Source organism: Domibacillus sp. 8LH (assembly GCF_038806185.1).
Classification (GTDB): domain Bacteria; phylum Bacillota; class Bacilli; order Bacillales; family Domibacillaceae; genus Domibacillus; species Domibacillus indicus_A.
Genome location: NZ_JAVJNG010000034.1, coordinates 14,500 through 32,424, shown reverse-complemented (window position 1 = coordinate 32,424; position 17,925 = coordinate 14,500). Strand labels below are relative to the sequence as shown.

Genomic DNA, 17,925 nt, shown 5'->3' with positions numbered 1-17,925 from the left:
CAACTAAATAACACAAAACCTTCCAACGCATGATTAAAAGAAGGTTATTTGTCATGCTTGTTTTTAGTATATCATGCAATTTTCAAGATTTTTATTGAAAAATATTGACAAACTATTAGCTGGTTTAGTTTAAGTACATTACTTTACAATATCTTGTCTTATCAATCTTTATTATAAATAATCAGATTTTGCTTTAAATGATCATACTTTTTAATAAATCTACATTGAGCACTAAATTACAAGATAATAAAGTTTTGAACAGGTGGAAGTCACTCAATATCGCTTAGTCAAGACAGCTTTATACGTATACTTTAGATACTAAAAAGAAGCACCCGAAAGGATGCTCCCCTGCTTTACTTCTTATTCTTGTCTTTTAACTCTAAATAAACGGCTGCCATATCCAATTGTGCTTTTCCGTTTTCTTTGGCAGAACGGTAGGTCGTGTTCGTTACTTCAGCAAGCGGCAATGTTGTTTCCATTCTGTCTGCCTCCGCTTTGATTAAGCCTAAGTCTTTCGCCATCAGTTCTAACATAAAAGCAGAAGGAAATTCCTCTTTGCGATACATCTCTTTTTTCCCTTGAAATAATCCTGTATTCACTGCGGAAAAGGAGATCATATCCAACACTTTTTCCCTATCCAGTCCTGATCTGTCTGCAAATAATAAGGTTTCTCCAACCCCCTGTCCAATAATGCCCAGCAGCAGGTTAATGGCTAATTTTGCAGAGCTGCCTTTTCCATTAGAACCAAAGTAAATGGTTTCTTTGCCTAAGATATTAAAATAAGGCTGGCACATTTCTACAGCCCTTTCGTCTCCACCCGCAAGGATTACTAACTGGCCTGCTTTGGCTGGTCCTACTGAACCAGATACGGGTGCGTCTATGTAGATTCCGCCTTTTTCTGATACCAGCTCTGCAAATAAACGTGAATCTTCTGGTGAAATGGTACTCATGTCTACCACCACTTTACCGGATTTGATCCCTTCTAATACACCATTGTTTTGCGTTAAAACAGACTGTACAGCATCCGCGTTCGATAACATCGTAAAGATAATATCCGATTGTTCAGCTATTTCTTTTGGCGAATGCAGGTTAACAGCTCCTGCTTCTACTAGAGGCATTGTTTTTTCTTGGGAGCGGTTGTATATGTTCACTTTATACCCTGCTTGTAAAAGATTCATGGCCATAGGTTCACCCATATGACCTAATCCAATCCAACCTAACGTATGCATTTCTATTCCTCCTGTTTAATCGGTTTAACCTTTACTTCTAAAGCATAACATGATGAGGCCTCCTTCTCCTAACAAGCACCCCCAACAGCCTAGGGAGTTAGAGAATGACGAAATCACCTATTATACTTGTTTACCACAAAGTGTTGCCCACAGCAGAATATAACCCATACAGAGAATGCACCAAGAGCAGTTTTAAATAAGATTTGTGCTTGGGAAAAAAGCGAATCAATCAAGGAACCTCTTCCTTGATTCGTTCTTATTCATTCATAAGCTTTTCATATGGTAAAATAATCAAAGTTTATCGTTAACAGATGCTGACATTGCAGAAGCATATCCTTTTAGCCATGATAAATCATTCAAACAAACTAAACTTTTAAGGAGCGAATGTTTATGAAAGCTTTGTTATTGCAGGAAAAAGGCAAATGGAAAGAAAAGCGGGTAAGCGAAATAAACCCTCCTGCTCCTGACAAAGGAGAAATACTGGTTGAAGTTCATGCTGTAGGACTGAATCCGGTCGACTATAAAACAGCGACAGGCGGCCATCCAAATTGGACATATCCTCATATTCTCGGGCTAGACGTCGCTGGCGTTGTAGCTGAAGTTGGCGAGGGAGTAACCCAGTGGAATCAAGGAGATAAAGTCGTCTACCATGGAGATCTTACCAAAAAAGGCGGGTATGCTGAATTTGCTGTTACCAACGCACACACCGTGTCGCGCATTCCAGAAGGTGTGACTTTTGAAGATGCGGCTGCCCTTCCAACAGCGGGTTACACTGCCTATCAGGCTTTACATGGCAAGCTGCCTCTTTCCCAGTTAAACACGATTTTTGTTCATGGAGGAGCAGGCGGTGTAGGAGGATTTGCCGTTCAGTTAGCCAAACTAGCCGGTAAACAGGTGATTACTACCGCTTCCCTTCACAATCATGAATATGTCAAATCGCTTGGGGCCGACTTTGTGGTCGATTATCGGACAGAAGATATCCCTTCCAAAGTGAGCCTGATTACCGATGGAAGAGGAGTCGATGCTGTTATCGATACGATTAGCAGGCAAAGTGCAACAGAGGCATTGGACCTCATTGCCTTTTCAGGTCATATCGTACATATTGCCGGGGCTCCTGATTATACAAAAATAAAACCATTTACGAAATCTCTTTCCTACCATGAAGTAGCCCTGGGAGCCGCCCATCAATCAGGTGATATTATCGCGGAAAGAGCGTTAGCGAAAATAGGAGATGAGATGCTCTTTCTATTAGCCCAAGGCAGCATTTCGTCTATGTTAAAAGAGGTTATTTCATTAGACGAGATTCCGGAAGCACTCTCCCGTCTCTCCCAAAGACATGTAAAGGGAAAAATGGTGGCCAAAATAAAATAAGGAATGCAAAAGATCATATTTCCTTACTCTCATTTTCTTCATATAAAAAACGCCGTCATGAGCATGACGGCGTTTTTTGTACTTATATAGGAATAGTGAAGTGAATGAAAAGCAGTGAATTACTCTGCTTTAGCTGATTTGTTGAATCCATGCAGAGGCAGGTGATCAATACCGTACTTAGCCAGCTGTGTTTCAGCTTGATCAATCAGCTTCTGCGCTTTCGCTTTTGTATCAGCATCCAAGCCTGCTAGTAGGTCTGCTATTTTATCATCGTCTTTGTCTGCTTTATCTGGAAGCGTCACACCAAGCTCTTTCAGCTGGGTTTGTGCTTCTTCAAATGTGATCGTGCCCGCTTTTACTTTATCCATAATCGCTTCTGCTTTTGCTTTTGTGTCGGCATCCAGGTCTGCAAACATGTCATGATCACCTTTGTCTGGAAGTGTCACCCCAAGTTCTTTCAATTGGGTTTGTGCTTCTTCAAATGTGATTGTGCCTGCTTTTGCTTTTTTCATAATGGCTTCTGCTTTCGCTTTTGTATCCGCACCTAGATCTGCAAACAGATCGCCCTTATCGCCTCTACCGCCTTTTTCCGCTCTGTCTGGAAGTGTCACGCCAAGTTCTTTCAGCTGAGTCTGTGCTTCTTCAAACGTGATCGTGCCGGCTTTCATTTTATCCATAATGGCTTCCGCTTTCGCTTTTGTATCCTCATCTAGATCCGCAAACAAGTCTGCTTTATCTCCTTTTTCCGGCAATGTAACACCAAGATCCTGTAACCCTGTTGTTAATTTATCCATGATCGCCTGCACTTTTTCTTGAGAGGCTGCATCTAATGTTGCTTTTACATTTTTCGCTTTTTCTTCCTGGACAGCTGCTGTGCTTGTTGTTGTGTCTGTTGCCGCATAAGCGGAAACCGTGCCTAAAGAGCTGAGTCCAATAATGCCTGCCATTGCTAGTCCAAATAATTTGTTTTTAGTTTTCATGTTTAAATTCCTCCTGAAAAGTTTCATTTCGTTTTGTATGTACCTCCCTGGTACAAATGCTACTTTACTCTTCAAGAGTGAAAATTTGGTGAAAAACAAAAAATAAGCAATAACTTTAAAAAAAACATGATTTTTCTTCAAAACCTTCTGACAGCAAAGACCCGCACCCTCTACATTCATTGAGTCACGACACTACATACAAAAAAGCTTTTAGACAAAGACTTTAAGCTGAGGAGTTTGTCTAAAAGCTGAATCCTTTTTTTATTAAATAAAGAAGGGTTTTTATGCGATTCATTTTTTACAGGGCAAAAATCATGCCGCTTTTCTTGAAATCAGATAAATAATATGGAATATTTACATTCAGTTTACAAAGGGTTTACTAAACATTTACAAAATAGTGTTATTTTAAATTTAATTAACAAAATTGGAATTTCAACAACAGGGAGATGACGGCATCATGCAAACAGTGAATACAGCCACCAAAGAAAAAAACTTAAACAGTCCATCTTTTTACAACAATCGGGAATTAAGCTGGCTTGGCTTTAACGAACGGGTGCTGCAAGAAGCGAGTGACGAACAAAATGCGCTGCTGGAACGCTATAAATTTTTAGCGATTTTCAGCTCGAATCTTGATGAGTTTTTTATGGTGCGCGTAGCGGGCTTGCTTGATCAAGTGAAAGCCGGATTTAACCGCCCGGAAAACAAAGCCGGATTAACACCGAAAGAACAGCTTTGTTTGATTTCCGAGATTACGCATCACCTTGTGGGCAAGCAGGATGAGGTATACTTGCATGAACTCACTCCTTTACTGGCAAAAGAAAATGTGACCATTAACTCCATGACGGAGATAAGCCCAGCTGCATGTACCTATTTGGAAACCTTTTTTGACGAGCAAATCTTCCCCGTTTTAACCCCAATGGCTATCGACGCATATCGCCCTTTCCCGATGCTGTTGAATAAATCATTAAACTTAGCTGTGATGCTGGAAGAAAACGAAAAAGGAAAAGCCCCAGGTTCTTTAGCGGGAAAACTGACGATTGTACAGGTGCCTGCTGTTATAAACCGTTTGATTGAGCTTCCTGCAGAAAAAAAGGAAGCAAGAGTATTTGTTTTATTAGAACAAGTGATTTCTGTCTTTATGCCTAAATTATTTAAAGGATATGGAGTAAAATCTGTCACTCCTTTTCGCATTACGCGTAACGCCGATTTGACAATTCACGAGGACGAAGCGGAGGATTTGCTGCAGGAAATTGAAGAAGAACTGAAAAAACGAAAATGGGGGGCCGCTGTCCGGCTCGAAGTGCAGCATGACTGTTATGACGAGCAAGTAGTCGAGTATTTAAAAGAAGAGCTGGAAATTCACAGTAAAGATGTATATGCCATTCAAGCTCCATTGGATTTAACGTTTTTATTTTCTTTTTCCAAAAGCATTCAAGCAACGCACGAACATTTGGCTGCCCCGTCTTTTATTCCGCAGCCGCCGCAGGATTTAGAAGGAGAAGGAAACATTTTCAGCCAGGTTCTCAAGAAGGATGTGTTGCTTCATCATCCGTACGAGTCGTTTGAACCGATTGTTGATTTTATTTCACAGGCTGCTGATGATCCGGACGTATTGGCGATCAAGCAAACGCTGTACCGGGTAAGCGGCGATTCTCCAATTATTAAAAGCCTGGAGCGCGCTGCTGAAAACGGCAAACAGGTAACCGTTCTTGTAGAGCTGAAGGCCCGGTTTGACGAAGAAAATAACGTTCAATGGGCAAAGGAGCTGGAAAAATCAGGCTGCCACGTGATTTACGGAATGACGCATTTGAAAACACACAGTAAAATCACCCTCGTTGTACGCCGGCGAAAAGGAAAAATTGAACGGTTTGTCCATCTTGGAACTGGCAACTACAATGACGCTACTGCACGGGTTTACACGGATATGGGGCTTCTAACCGCTGATGAACGAATTGGCATTGATGCCACCCATTTTTTCAATTCATTGAGCGGACATATGGAAAAACCGGACTACCATCATTTATCTGTTGCGCCTTTTGGCATACGAGATAGATTCCTGCAATTAATTGACGAAGAAATTGCCGCTCACGAGCTGTTTGGAAACGGGCGCATTATTGCGAAAATGAATTCACTGACGGATAAAAAGATTATGATGAAGCTGTATGAAGCGTCCCAAGCTGGAGTGGAAATCGATTTAATTGTTAGAGGCGTGTGCTGCCTGCGGCCGGGAATCGAAGGGGTTAGTGAAAACATCCAGGTCCGGAGCATTGTCGGTGCGTTCCTTGAACACACACGAATTTATTATTTTCACCATAATGGGGAAAACAAAGTGTTTTTATCATCGGCTGACTTGATGACCCGAAACATGGAAAACCGTGTAGAAATCATGTTCCCCATTTTAAAGACTCATTTAAAAAAACGTGTCTATGACAGTCTGGCGCTTGCGCTGCAAGATAACCGTAAAGCACGGGAACAAGACAGCAGCGGTCAGTATCATTACGTAAAAAGATCGGATGAAGAAAAAGAAATCAACAGCCAGCTGATCTTGTGTGAACTGGCACAGCAAACGAAACTGTTTAATGATATTCCTGACGCATCCGCCTTTGAATTCAAACAAAAGCTTGCGAGAATCGGCAGTTCCTCTGTGGCCAAACTGCGGAAAGTGTACGGGCTGATTCAACTTTACTAACAAGCCGGCATCTCCAAATGAATAGATCATTGTTTTCTGTAAAGAGTGAGCGTGTTAAAAAATAAAAGGCAGTTTGCATTTCAGGCAAGCCCGTTTCAATAGAGCCTTCTGCCTTGTTTCATCCCAGGCAAAAACAGAAGGCTCTGTCTGCAAGCTGACACAAGTACCCTTTGTCATTGTGTTTTTTACGCGTTATTTCCATAAAGAAAAACATACATAGGATCACGGCTCATTGACTCCAAATGAATACCGCCTTATTTCTTTACTCTTGAAAGTGTCATGCCATCACCAATTGGCATAAGCACGGATTCTAATCGCGGATGATGCATTGTCATTTCATTAAATTTCTTCATGGCTTCCGTATAACGTTTAGGGGTTATATCCGGGTCCACTACACTGCCTTTCGCAAGTACGTTATCCGCGACGATTAATGCACCCGGTTCTGCCAGTTTAATGCAGTATTCCAGGTAATGTTCATAATTTGCTTTATCTGCATCAATAAAGAAAAAATCAAATCGCTTGTTTTCGCCAGCCAGTTTTTCAAGACTTTCTAAAGCTGCCCCGGTCATATAGGAGACTTGATCGTCAAAGCCCGCTTTGGCTAGATTGCTGTGTGCTAACTTTGCGTATCTCTTCTCTAATTCAAGAGACGTTAACATTCCTTCTTTCCCGAATCCTCTTGCCAGGCAAATGCCGCTGTAGCCGCCAAGCGCTCCTATTTCCAGTACCTGCTTAGCGCCTGAGATCGATACAAGCATGGTCAGCGGTTTTCCCGAAGAAGGGGATACTGATATAGAAGGCATTCCGTTTTCTTTTATCGACGCAATGACTTCTTCTAAAAGAGCGTCCCCCGTATAAAATACTGAATCGATATAGCTGTTTATTTGTTTCATGGAATTTTATTCCTTTCCCGTCATGCTGCAAAGACTTGCTTTAAACTTATACAGATGCTTCTGCTTTTTTCACGGCTTTTACTTCATACTTTCCGACTTCTGTATGAATGATATATTCCGGTTTTGGCTGATTCAGCTTTGCTTTATGGCCGGCGATATGTGCATCACTTTTCTCCCATTGTTTCCAATGGGCTTCTGACTCCCAGGTCACTAAGACGATTACTTCTTCTTCGCCGCGTCTAACCTGCTTTACCAGCACCTTAAGGTCCACAAATCCTTCCTGCTGTTCAAGGATTCCTGGTTTACTGAACCGATTCACTACCTGCTCAGCATTGCCTTCTGTTACCGTCATTTTTCTTAATTGAACGAACATCGTTTCTCCCCCATTGTCTTTTTTACATACTGTTATGTTGGATCAGCTGCACCTTTAGGCCATAAAAGGGCAGCCATTCCCATTATTCCTCTTCAGCCGGGCCTTTTTCTGATGCTTCTTCCTCGTTTACTGGAACATCATGCCGCTTGATTTCATCTTCATGAATTTCAAACAACTGAGTAAATTCATTCATAATCGTTTCCACTGCTTTTAGTTCTCCCACCAAAATCGGGTTAATCGATTGCAGCTCAGGTGTTTCTAATTGCTGTTTTAATGTGGCACGTTTTACATTCAGCCTGTCTAAAAATTCAATCGCTCTTCCCCGGCGGAAAGTTTTGGCACCGCCACGAGGATGATCCTTACGTCTGTGGCCGCCTCCTCTATGATGATGTTCTTCACGGTGGTGTTCATGGCCGAAAGGTCTTTCATCCCGGCGATATCTTTTGCCATATTGGTCTCTCATGTTATCTCTTCCTTTCCGTATACAAACGTATACAAAACTATGGTATACATTTGTATACAGAAAGTCAACTTGTTCTTGCCACTTGTGTTCTCCGTGCAAGTAAGAAAAGGCGTAGTACAAATAGTTGGGTTTGATAAAACAAAAAACCCACTATGAATAGTGGGTTTTTTATATTGTCTGCCTGGACAGCATAATATCTATCATTTATTTTGTATTTAAAAAACGAGTAAAACCGTGCCAATCGTAATAATCAAGCCGCCTATAACCGTTTGTTTTGCTGCTTTTTCTTTTAAGATTATGAAACCGAGAATCATGGTGATGACCACACTAAACTTGTCAATGGGAGCGACAACAGAGACTTTGCCAATGGCAATCGCAGCGTAGTAGCACAGCCAGGATAAGCCTGTTGCAATGCCTGACAAAATTAAAAAGAGGTAGCCTTTATTTGATATGAGTTTCATTTCCCTAAATGTACCTTTGAAAAGGACAATCGCCCAGGCGAATAGAAGGATCACGATCGTTCTTAAAAAAGTAGCTACATTAGAATCAACACCTTCCATCCCTATCTTTGCCAGGATGGTCGTTAATGCCGCAAATACAGCTCCTAAAATGGCATGCACAATATAAAATTGTGAACCGGAAAACCGTTTCTTTTCTTCATTTTTGCCAATCAAAACAAAGGTACCTACAGCGATAAGAGCTCCTCCTGCCATAATATGCGGAAGCGCCTGTTCTCCCAGTACCAAAATTGAAAACAGGATGGTTAAAACCACGCTTGATTTGTCAATCGGCACTACCTTCGAAACATCACCCATTGCAAGTGCCCGAAAGAAAAACAGCCAGGATAACCCCGTTGATAGACCTGACAGGATGATAAACAGAAGTGCTTTATGAGAAATCTCAGGTATTGTATCAAGTTGTCCGGTTATAAGCACGATTATAAAAGCCATGATTAAAACAATGACTGTCCGGATGGCTGTGGCCAAATTGGAATTAACATCTTCAATGCCGATTTTGGCCAGTATACTCGTTAATGAAGCAAATAAAGCAGCAATGAATGCTAGTGTTATACTCATGTTATGACCTTCTTTTCTCTTGTTTCACTTTGTTTTCTATACATTTTCTCATGCATTAATATTTAACCTAGTTCGCTCTTTTTTTCCTGCCGTACTCTAATCAGCACTCAACGGCGGACCCGCTTTCTTACCGCTGAATTTAAAAAAGATTTTCACCCTTGAGACAGCACACATAACCGTGAAAATACAAAAAGTCTGACTCTACTATTCCATTGGGGCCAGACCTTAATAGCATACATTTTTTGAATTTATTTGGTATCCAATCCAAAAAACTTATCTCTTAAGACCTTCCGCCTATGTAAACTCCTTCAACAGTATAGCATACGATAAACTTTGCTCTTCATCTTTATATATAACCGTTTCCTTTTCAAATAGCATGTATGTAATATTTGTTTTAAAGATCAGTCGTCCATAAGATGTCCGCAATAATAAAAAGTATTTTGGCCAGTTAAAACCCTGCATGTATGTATGTGATCACAAAGTTTCCTGCAAAGTGTACCTGACAAAATTGAGTGTCTGCCGTCTAAGCTGCGTTAGAAACGTTAAGGCTTAATTAAAGAGAAAATAAGGCATGAAAGAAGGTGAGCAAAGTGGATACTCTGCTCACCTTCTCAATATATCTATTTAACAGGTTCATTAACTGTTGTTGCAGCCTGAATACTCCTCTTACATTGTCGTCTGAGAGGCAGCCTCATAAAGAGCATTAGAGACTTTTCCAAACTCACTCGCATGCGGGCGGTCATCTCCGTCTTCATAACCATAATCAAACATACGGTTTCGATTGAGTGCCAGCTTTGTGAATGTCGGGCGCAGCAAATCAAATAGCTTGAATCGTTCTTTTAAATGCGGAAATCTTCGCTGGTAAGACAGGATTTCCTCCCGCACAATACCCCAGAAACGATGTTCGGAAAATTGTTCACTTTCCTGCAGGATGTTACTTAAATAACGGAAGTGACAAATAAATAATCCGGTAAAAATAAACTGGGTCAAACCTTCAGGCGGTTCGCTGCGCAATACTTTTTTCAATTCGGGAGACAACACTGAAAGCTCCGGAAACGGCTGATCGCTAATATTGACATCATCTACAAAATCTTTCATAATAGTCCGCTCCGGCTTATAGTTTTTCAAGACAAGCACCGTGTTTTGTCCGTGCGGTGAAAATACAGTGCCGTATTGATACAAGTAATGAAGCAATGGAGGTAAAATCGCTTTCGTAAGTTGGTTCACCCATTGCTCCACTGTAAGGCCTGATTTTTCAATTAACGTTGATACAAATGGTGTTCCTTCATGGTCTACATGCAGCAACGCCGCCAGTGTAATCGCCTGTTCATTATCTCGCAGTTCCTGATAAACGCTCTCTCTCCAAACCACGCCAAGCATTTCAAGATACTGATAAGGAGCTCCCGCCAGTTTCGAAAAAGTCCGATGGTTGACGTTCATGGTCGCCACCTCTCCCAATAGACCAAGGCGGCATTCTTCTTTTAAAAACACATCATTGTCCAATATGTTTTTCATAAATGTCGTAACTTCAGGAGCAATCACGGTTCTCTCGCTCGGCAACCCTCGGTATACGAGTGTATTTAAAATACTCATTGGCAGCTTCACATGATACTTGTTCTTTTTCGTTACATTCGCAAATGTACGGATAGACTGCTGAGGAAGATACTCGTCTCCCCCTTCCCCCAGTGGTATCAACTCTTTGCTGGCAATTTCAGCAGCGAACATGGATACAATCACGTTGTTCCACTGCCATGCGTGTATGGGCATAAAATAATAATCCTTTTCTTGTACTTCTTTGTCTCTTAATTTCTCTACAAAACGCTGACGAGCCTCTTCATCAAGCTCTTGCTCCATTACGTGCTCATAATCCAATCCTTTCACCGAATGAAACGTCCCGAGGTTTTTATGGACCGCAATCCATGAAAGCTGTACTTTTTTCTTTTGTTCGGGCGCGTACTGTACATAGTCATCATACCCGAAACCAATCCGCCCTTTGTTATATGTAATCCATGGATGTCCCTTCATCTCTCCTTCCAGCTCGGCATAATCCAATTCAGTCAGCTCATCGGATGATTTGGATCTTTCTTTTAAATGAGTGTCCGCCAGTAGTGTATGCAAATACTCTTTGATTAAATGCCCCGCTGTAGAGCCTGTCATATTTCCCTCTTGTTGAATGCTTAACAAAAGAGCAAGGGACAGTGGTATATCTTTTGTCTCGCCTGTGATGATTTCAATGCTTTCAGGCAAAACATAGAAGCTATTAAACAAACGAGGCTTTGCTTGAAATCGGTACACGGTTCCTTTTTTATCGATCCATTCGTAAGATTGAACGTTCTCCGTTTCGCTGAGCAGCTTTGGCGTGATAATTTCTTCATACATAAATTCCTGAAGCATTTTAGCTAAAAGCTGCTGATCTGCATTTTCCCAATTTTCCTCTGTTAACATCTGTAGAGGCGTTTCACACATTTTCATGAGGTCCAACTCCCATTTTTATTTGATATGATGATTTATGCATCATGATTAAAAGAAAGGCTGTACATAATGCCGATCCAATTAAAAGAAAACCACTTAAAAGGAATGGCCCTTCGGTTCCATTTTGTTCGACCATCATCAAAGCAGCCATTGGCGAAAACAGCAGAGCTGCGTTTTGTACGGATGCCACAAGGCTATATGAAAGCGGCGATTTTTTTCCAATTCTCATTTTGAAAAAGAGAATATCCATTGCCGCCAGACTAACAAAAAAGCACATACCATACATCACTCTAATTAAAACAAACAGCCAAATATGTCCGACGAACGCTTGAATAAAGAGTAACCCTGCTGTTATTCCCATCAAGCTGATTAAGGTCATCTTAATATGCAATTGAAGATACTGTTTTGGCAGTAAAAACTGCAGCACAACCGCGACAAGGCTCGGCATCACATACAACAAGCTCAACTCTGGTTCTGAGATTGTATAGCGATTGTCAAGAAAGACCGTAAAATAAGGACGAATCGTCTGATGTCCGATATAAAAGAGAAATACAATCAGTAAATAAACCAGAAACTCCCCTTGCCATCTCATCCCTTTTGGTACGTTTTCTTTCTTCTGCAAGGTTTCCTGATTTGTAACAGCGCCATTGTTTGAGAGAATAAACCAACTCACACCTGCAAGAATGATATCGATTATAGCAAATAGATAATAGCTGTTTAACGGAAACAACTGGGTGATGACGAAGCTCCCTGCAATGCCTGATACGATGACACTTCCGTGAAACATGAATAAATAAGCCGTCGTTGCCCTTACTTTTTCATGATCATTCTTGCTTGAAGCGACCATGGCTGGATACAGCAAATAAATGCTGCTTTGAAAAAAGAGTAAAACGAGTGACACTGTTAAAAACTGCGAAAAGGTATGGCTCATGGGCAGCAGTATTTTGCATCCTCCCATTACGATCAACGCGATCGCAATCAGTTTCTTAAGTCCCCACCTTTTAGCAGCCATCGCCCAAAGGGGTGTCATGATCACGACGACAAGGCGGCAGCAGATAATAAATAAGCTTGTTGCCTGCACCCCGTCTACTCCGAAATAGCCGGAAAATAACTGCGGATAAAAGGGTGATAACAGCATTTCTGAAATGAATGTCACAAGCAAACAACTATAAACAAACCCTTTTTCTCCCTTTGTCATTACTTTCTCCTATAGGCCAAACTGCTGGAATACGTTTTTTTCATAGGTTTGATAGACTTCTTTTCCGACGAGCTGGTTAATAATCGTCACGTTCCGGCATGCTCCCAGCCCTAAATCAGGTGCCCCTACACCATGTGTATGAAGCTCACCATTTTGAATAAATACATGATTATGGCTTTCCTTGTTTAATTTCACTTTATAATCTTCTTCAATAACAAGCTGGCCGATTTCGTCCGTTTCCACTAGATGCTTTATCCCTTTTAAGCAATCCGGGATATAAGGATGATAGCCGGTCGCCAGAAGAACGGCATCACTTTCCATCTGCTTATGTTCTTCTTGTTCATGCTGATATAATGATAAGCAGTATCGATTGTCCCTTTCTTCAATGGATGACAGTTCAGTCAACGCTTGCAGATGAACGGGCGGTTCTCCATTTCCGACTGTCCGCTCATACAATAAATCATAAATATCGCCGATCGTATTAAAGCTGATCCCCTTGTACAACAGTGCTTGATTGTTTAAAGCACTTTGTTTCTTTTCTTTCGGCAAGTGATAAAAATAACGGGTATAATCAGGCGAAAAATGCTCAAGCCCCAGCTTAGAATATTCCATCGGATAAAATCCTTTGGATCTTGTAAACCACGACAGCTGATAATCATGATCCGGCTGTCTGGCCAATAAGTCATAGAAAATTTCAGCGGCACTCTGTCCGGAACCAATAACCGTGACCGCTTTTGTTCTCAGGACATTTTCCCGCTTGCTTCTATACGCTGAAGAATGAAAAATGCGATCACCAAGAGCTGGCTGGAATTTCTCGGGTACATATGGCCTCGTCCCCACTCCTATTACCACATGTTTGGCGTAATACGTTTGTTTCTGCTTTTCGATACCGGAAATAACGGTAACACGAAAATACCCTTCCTCTGTTTGCTCAATATTTTCCACTTTGCATTCAAACTGAAGCTGAGGAAGCCGCTCCGCTACCCATTGACAGTAATGATTATATTCCGTACGCGGAATTTGAAATTTTTCGAGAAAGTAAAAATGATACAGGCGCTTTTGTTCATGCAAATAATTCAAAAAGCTAAAAGGGCTTGTTGGATCTGCCATCGTCACGACATCCGCCATAAAAGGCACTTGCAGCGTGGTTCCTTCCAGCAGCATCCCCGGATGCCACTCAAATCGGGATTTTTGGTCAAAAAACAAAGAACGGCATTCTGTTTTTTCAAGCAATGCGGCTAATCCGAGATTAAATGGGCCAATTCCCACTCCAATAACATCTAAAATTTGTTCGTTTGCCAATCTGTCCACCTTCTTTCAAACACTTTCCGTTCACAAATCATCAATAAACCTGTTTTATCAGGCAGCTCAACCTCCTTGACAGGCTGAAAACCGCACTTTTTAAACACATGAATCATTTTTTCATTTCGTATATCAGGCTCTGCTATAATTTGGTTTGTTTCGACTACTTGAAACTTTTTATACAAAATGGTCAGCAGCATCGGGTAAATGAACCCTTTTCCTAAAAACTCCTTTGGTCCAATCAGCAAATGAATGCCCTGGTCATATTCGCCAAACGGATAGCGGGTTCCAATAATATCATCCTTCACCCAGTACGACTCCCAATAACTCATAGGAACACCACCGAGTTCACCAATTAAGAGTGTTTGATGGTCATCCTGTAAAAATCTTTGTAAATGGGCTGTGTAGTTTTCGAATGAAATATTTAAGTTCCAAAAAGGAATAACATGCTTTTCATGCATCCATAAATGAAGCCGTTCTACATCTTCTTCCATACTCACATGACGAAATGAAATGGTCTTTTGGATCAGAGGCTCATATCGTTCAAACGGATACGTTTGTTGAATGCTGATGTTAGACTTCATGCAGTTCACCTGCTGCTGCAAACAGCGGATTCGTAACATGAACATATACCGATTGAGTTTCAAGAGATCCGACAAGCTCATCCATATCATGCACCCTTGTCAGTAGATTTGCTTTGCATGGCAGCTTTTTTTCAAACAGCAAAGAATCTAATAAGGCCGTATGATCACCTAACTGCTTCTTAAAGCCTGCCAGCTCCTCTTTCATCATGAACAGCAATCGCTGTTCGTCGATCAGACGATTAACCCCAAAGGCATTGATTAAACCAAACATGTGATTGAAAAAGACATAATACCGGAATCGCTCCTCCGCAATCGAGTCAGCACATACCGTGTCACTTTTTTCATTTAAGGCCGGGACAAGCTGTTTTAAAGCTTTCGCCTTTGATTCCATAAAGTAGTATCCTTGATTGTCACGATAATAAAAGACAGCTGGATAGCCCTGTTCGTCAAGCTGTATAATCGAATTTTGCTGATGGGCTTCAAGTGCGATTCCATATGCAGCATATAACCAGTACAGTGGACGCAAACTTACTTTTAAATATCGGGCAAACCACTGTTCACTTGCTTCTGCAGTAGAAATCCCTTCCCGTTTTGCAATAGCGGAAATAACATTGGTTAAATGAGAACCCTCTCCTGTAATGTGATCCTGGCAAAGAGCCGCAAGTAATGTTACCCGTGAATCGCTCCCCGTTTGAAATGGATTTTCACGGATCACCACTTCAAATCCCGTTTCTTCTGTGGCAAGCTTTAACGTAATATAAGCTGGGTCCTCGATAATGCGAAATGAAGGATGGTGTTCTTTTAACTTTTCGGAAATCCCGCTGTGAAGCAAGCGGCTCACTTCTACTCCCCGGTCGAGCTCTTTTCGTTTGTTTACACGCAGTGAATTGGTAATTTTCACAGGAATCGAAAACTTGTACATGAAGCTTGCTTCCGGGTGGTACACCGTCCGAACAGAAGAAGTTGGATAAAACTTTCTTCCCTGTGGACCAAGATAAGCGAGTTTGCCTGATTGAATGAGATCGCACACATCCTCCCGCCCTAACAGCTTTCGTGCTTGCAGCGGATGAACAGGAATCAGTGAAAAATCATCTTCCTGGCAATACCGGTCTTGAAAAGATTTTGTAACGAATGGATCTTTCCTTAGTTCTTCTTTTATAAGCATAGAAGCGTTTTGAGCCAACATAGAATCTTCATCGACAATCTCATGTACAGCCCGGAAATAATGCAGCTGGAAAGCCCCTTTTCTCTCCGGAGCGAAAATATGCTCTTCCTCCTCATCGATTCCTTGACGGCTTTTCGGAGTCGGATGTACTTGATGTCCAATTAACAAAGATTGCTCAGATTGAAGAAACGTTTTTTCCATTTGATAGCATTCTTCCAGATCACTACTTCTATCTCCAATAATTCTTTTCATGTTTTGATAGCTTAGAATAGTCCGGAGCATAAACTCATCGGTCTCTATAGGCTTGTCAGATAGGAGCGACAGCTCTCGTTGGATAAATACGATTAGTGTCATGTAGTCAAGCTGTTTCATTTCACCGTTTTTCACTTGATAATACATAATTGGCGAAAACAGATGGCGTTCTGTTGCCGATTTATACCGGGCTGGAATATACAAAGTAACGGATTGCCGGCTAAATGAAATAACCAATACTTGTTTGATTCTCTCGTCTTCTAGTGGAACAGCGACTTCGTCGGCGGACTTCCATTCTCCTTCCCCTGTTTCTCTTACATAGCAATTGATTAAATTCTGTACGGTAAGATGATTAGTCACGAACGGAATATTCATAGCGGATCTCTCCCTGCTCTTTCTCTATTTTTTCTCCAGCTTGCTTCATTCGCTCTATATGTGTTTTCATATGGCTTATCGTATTGAGAGGATTCAGCATGGTGAATTTTAAGTATACTTTTCCAGCTTGCTTTGTTTTAGCCATAATGAGTTCCCCGCTTTGATAGAAAGCGCATTGAAGCTCAAGATTCATTTCATCAATATACCGCTCGTCCTCGAACGGATGTAATGGCACGTAGCGAAACAAGACGGCGTTAAGTTCCGGCTCATTCAGCACCTCAAAACAAGGTTCATTCTTTAAGAGCTTGGCCGTTTCCTTCGCCAGACTGATCGTATAATCCACCATCTCTCCAAACAAGTCCGTTCCCATCAATTTAAAAGTCATCAACAGCTTCAAAGCATCAAACCGTTTTGTCGTTTGTACGCTTTTTTCCACTAAATTGATCACGCCGTCTTCGTGGTCATCTTCAGGATTTAGGTAATCGGCATGGAAGGCGATTTGCTGAAAGTCCTGCTTATGTTTGACGAAAAAAGCACCGCAGCTGATCGATTGGTAATAAAGCTTGTGAAAATCAATTGTGATTGAATCTGCTAAGTGTAGATCGCGAACAGAACTCCTGTATTGATGGGAAAACAGCAGGGCCCCTCCGTAGGCGGCATCGACATGAAACCACAATTGCTCCTCGGCTGCCAGCTTAGCTATATCTCCTATACAATCTACGCTCCCGAAATCCGTTGTTCCCGCGGTTGCCACGATCATAAAGGGAAGAAGTCCTTGTTGTCTGAGGTGCCCAATTTTTTCTTTGGCATCCTCTACACAAAGCTGCTTTTGATCATTTGTCGCTACTTTGATCACAGCATTCGTTCCCAGCCCTAGCTGAGCCGCCGATTTTTGCACTGTAAAATGGGCGTGCTCTGAACAAAGAATCCGCAGCCTTCCCGCCTCAGCCGGAAGCCCTTCCTCTTGAACATTAACCGAGAAATGTGTCTGGCATGCTTTGTTTCGAGCAAGCAGCAATCCCATATAATTAGATTGTGTTCCGCCCGTTGTAAAGACACCGTCCGCCTCGTCTGAGTAGCCGATATGCTTCGTAAAGAACTGAATGAACTCTGTTTCAACATAAGTAGCAGCAGGGCTCTGATCCCACGAATCCATCGATTGATTCAGTGCATTTATAATCACTTCTGCGGCGAGAGAGGGAATTAAAGGCGGGCAATGAAGATGCGCCATGGCAGAAGGGTGAGAAACCCATAAAGAATTTTTCACAATGACATTTTGAATCTCTTCCATCACCCTATCCGTTTTCTGTCCTGTAGCCGGGATCGTGAGCATTTCCCTCACGGCTGATTGGATCTCTTGACGAGAGGCACCCGAAAAAGGTTGATTTGTTCTTACTGTTTGATCAGCAATTAATCCGACAGCTTTATCCATCAGTGTATGGTACATATTCTCGCTTTTATCGCTCGGATGAAGAAACCATTCTCCAAAACTCTTTTCCACTT

General features: G+C 41.7%; 14 protein-coding genes. 2 read left to right on the top strand and 12 right to left on the bottom strand.

What is annotated here, in order from left to right; translation table 11 throughout:
• Positions 1-353 precede the first annotated feature (353 nt).
• Positions 354-1,229, bottom strand: a complete 876-nt coding sequence (locus RG959_RS21895; RefSeq protein ID WP_342798938.1) for an NAD(P)-dependent oxidoreductase — start codon at positions 1,227-1,229, stop codon at positions 354-356.
• Between the two features lie 390 nt (positions 1,230-1,619).
• Between RG959_RS21895 and RG959_RS21890 the strand changes: the two genes are divergently transcribed.
• Entirely contained in the window at positions 1,620-2,600 is a 981-nt protein-coding gene (locus RG959_RS21890; protein WP_342798937.1) for a zinc-binding dehydrogenase, read from the top strand.
• Positions 2,601-2,719: 119 nt separating this feature from the next.
• Here RG959_RS21890 and RG959_RS21885 read toward each other — a convergent pair whose 3' ends face one another.
• Positions 2,720-3,580 (bottom strand): hypothetical protein, encoded by an 861-nt coding sequence (locus tag RG959_RS21885; RefSeq protein ID WP_342798936.1) that lies wholly within the window; start codon positions 3,578-3,580, stop codon positions 2,720-2,722.
• A gap of 457 nt (positions 3,581-4,037) precedes the next feature.
• On the opposite strand from RG959_RS21885, the gene RG959_RS21880 reads away from it, so the two are divergent.
• The gene (locus RG959_RS21880; protein ID WP_342798935.1) at positions 4,038-6,269 is read left to right on the top strand and encodes an RNA degradosome polyphosphate kinase; all 2,232 of its coding nucleotides are present in this window, start codon (positions 4,038-4,040) and stop codon (positions 6,267-6,269) included.
• A 254-nt stretch (positions 6,270-6,523) separates the two neighbouring features.
• On the opposite strand, the gene RG959_RS21875 is transcribed toward RG959_RS21880, so the two are convergent.
• The 10 genes from RG959_RS21875 to RG959_RS21830 all read right to left on the bottom strand — a co-directional run bounded on the left by RG959_RS21875 (position 6,524) and on the right by RG959_RS21830 (position 17,923).
• On the bottom strand, positions 6,524-7,162 hold the full coding sequence (locus RG959_RS21875) for an O-methyltransferase (protein WP_342798934.1): 639 nt from the start codon (positions 7,160-7,162) through the stop codon (positions 6,524-6,526).
• Positions 7,163-7,208: 46 nt separating this feature from the next.
• Entirely contained in the window at positions 7,209-7,535 is a 327-nt protein-coding gene (locus tag RG959_RS21870; RefSeq protein ID WP_342798933.1) for an antibiotic biosynthesis monooxygenase family protein, read from the bottom strand.
• An 82-nt stretch (positions 7,536-7,617) separates the two neighbouring features.
• A complete protein-coding gene (locus RG959_RS21865; RefSeq protein ID WP_342798932.1) occupies positions 7,618-7,998 on the bottom strand; it encodes a hypothetical protein in 381 nt (126 codons plus the stop codon).
• 215 nt (positions 7,999-8,213) lie between these two features.
• Positions 8,214-9,074: an EamA family transporter gene (locus RG959_RS21860; RefSeq protein ID WP_342798931.1), complete on the bottom strand. Its 861-nt coding sequence runs from the start codon at positions 9,072-9,074 to the stop codon at positions 8,214-8,216.
• A gap of 666 nt (positions 9,075-9,740) precedes the next feature.
• On the bottom strand, positions 9,741-11,546 hold the full coding sequence (locus RG959_RS21855) for an IucA/IucC family protein (RefSeq protein ID WP_342798930.1): 1,806 nt from the start codon (positions 11,544-11,546) through the stop codon (positions 9,741-9,743).
• Positions 11,533-12,744 carry an MFS transporter gene (locus RG959_RS21850; protein WP_342798929.1) on the bottom strand — a complete coding sequence of 404 codons (1,212 nt, stop codon included), beginning with the start codon at positions 12,742-12,744 and terminating at the stop codon, positions 11,533-11,535. Before RG959_RS21850 ends, RG959_RS21855 begins: the two co-directional genes overlap by 14 nt.
• A 9-nt stretch (positions 12,745-12,753) precedes the next feature.
• Positions 12,754-14,046, bottom strand: coding sequence for a lysine N(6)-hydroxylase/L-ornithine N(5)-oxygenase family protein (locus RG959_RS21845; RefSeq protein ID WP_483298915.1), 1,293 nt, complete (start codon positions 14,044-14,046; stop codon positions 12,754-12,756).
• Positions 14,025-14,630, bottom strand: a complete 606-nt coding sequence (locus tag RG959_RS21840) for a GNAT family N-acetyltransferase (protein ID WP_342798927.1) — start codon at positions 14,628-14,630, stop codon at positions 14,025-14,027. Before RG959_RS21840 ends, RG959_RS21845 begins: the two co-directional genes overlap by 22 nt.
• Positions 14,620-16,422 carry an IucA/IucC family protein gene (locus RG959_RS21835; RefSeq protein WP_342798925.1) on the bottom strand — a complete coding sequence of 601 codons (1,803 nt, stop codon included), beginning with the start codon at positions 16,420-16,422 and terminating at the stop codon, positions 14,620-14,622. The genes RG959_RS21840 and RG959_RS21835 overlap by 11 nt, the downstream gene beginning before the upstream one ends.
• The gene (locus RG959_RS21830) at positions 16,400-17,923 is read right to left on the bottom strand and encodes a pyridoxal phosphate-dependent decarboxylase family protein (protein WP_342798924.1); all 1,524 of its coding nucleotides are present in this window, start codon (positions 17,921-17,923) and stop codon (positions 16,400-16,402) included. Before RG959_RS21830 ends, RG959_RS21835 begins: the two co-directional genes overlap by 23 nt.
• Between the last annotated feature and the right edge of the window lie 2 nt (positions 17,924-17,925).